Genomic DNA, 1,037 nt, shown 5'->3' on the forward strand with positions numbered 1-1,037 from the left:
CCGCCCAGGGCGGCGCGGCGTTCCATCATGTACTGGATTTCCGGGGCGTCCGTGCCGGGGTGGTAGTACGGCGGTGAGTAGAGGTCCTTTTCCAGCTGTTCGTCGGTGACCGGGATCCGCAGGTGGTCGCGGAACTTCTTCAGGTCATCGAGGGTGAGTTTCTTCATCTGGTGGGTCGCGTTGCGGCCCTCGAAGTGGGGACCGAGTCCGTAGCCCTTGACCGTCTTGGCCAGGATCACGGTGGGCTTGCCCTTGAATTCGGTCGCTGCCTTGTACGCGGCGTAGACCTTGCGGTAGTCGTGGCCACCACGCTTGAGGTTCCAGATCTGGTCATCGGTCAGGTCCGCGACGAGGTCCTTGGTCTGGGGGTCCTTGCCGAAGAAGTGCTCGCGGACGAACCCGCCGGATTCGGCCTTGTAGGTCTGGTAGTCCCCGTCGGGGGTCTCGTTCATGATTTTCACGAGCGAACCGTCAGAGTCCTTGGTGAGCAGGTCATCCCACTCCCGGCCCCAGACAACCTTGATCACGTTCCAGCCCGCGCCGCGGAAGAACGCTTCGAGTTCCTGCATGATCTTGCCATTGCCGCGCACCGGCCCGTCCAGGCGCTGGAGGTTGCAGTTGATCACGAAGTTCAGGTTGTCCAGGTTCTCGTTCGCGGCGAGCTGGAGCAGGCCGCGGGATTCGGGCTCGTCCATTTCCCCGTCACCCAGGAACGCCCAGACCTGCTGGTCGGAGGTGTCCTTCAGGCCCCGGTTGTGCAGGTACCGGTTGGACTGGGCCTGGTAGATCGCGTTCATCGGGCCGATGCCCATCGATACGGTCGGGAATTCCCAGAACGAGGGCATCAGGCGCGGATGCGGGTAGGAGGAGAGCGCGTGGCCTTCCTTGGACTTCTCCTGGCGGAATCCGTCCAGGTCCTCCTCGGAAAGGCGGCCTTCCATGAACGCCCGGGCGTACATGCCGGGGGAGGCGTGGCCCTGGAAGAAGACCTGGTCCCCGCCGCCCGGGTGGTCCTTGCCGCGGAAGAAGTGGTTGAA

General features: G+C 63.8%; 1 pseudogene. It reads right to left on the bottom strand.

Annotated features, from left to right (window positions below):
• Nucleotides 1–1,037 (bottom strand): annotated as a pseudogene (locus CXQ88_RS21375) (pyruvate dehydrogenase (acetyl-transferring), homodimeric type); the annotation flags it as partial.

It is taken from the genome of Arthrobacter sp. ZGTC412 (genome assembly GCF_002929215.1).
Taxonomy (GTDB): Bacteria; Actinomycetota; Actinomycetes; order Actinomycetales; family Micrococcaceae; genus Arthrobacter.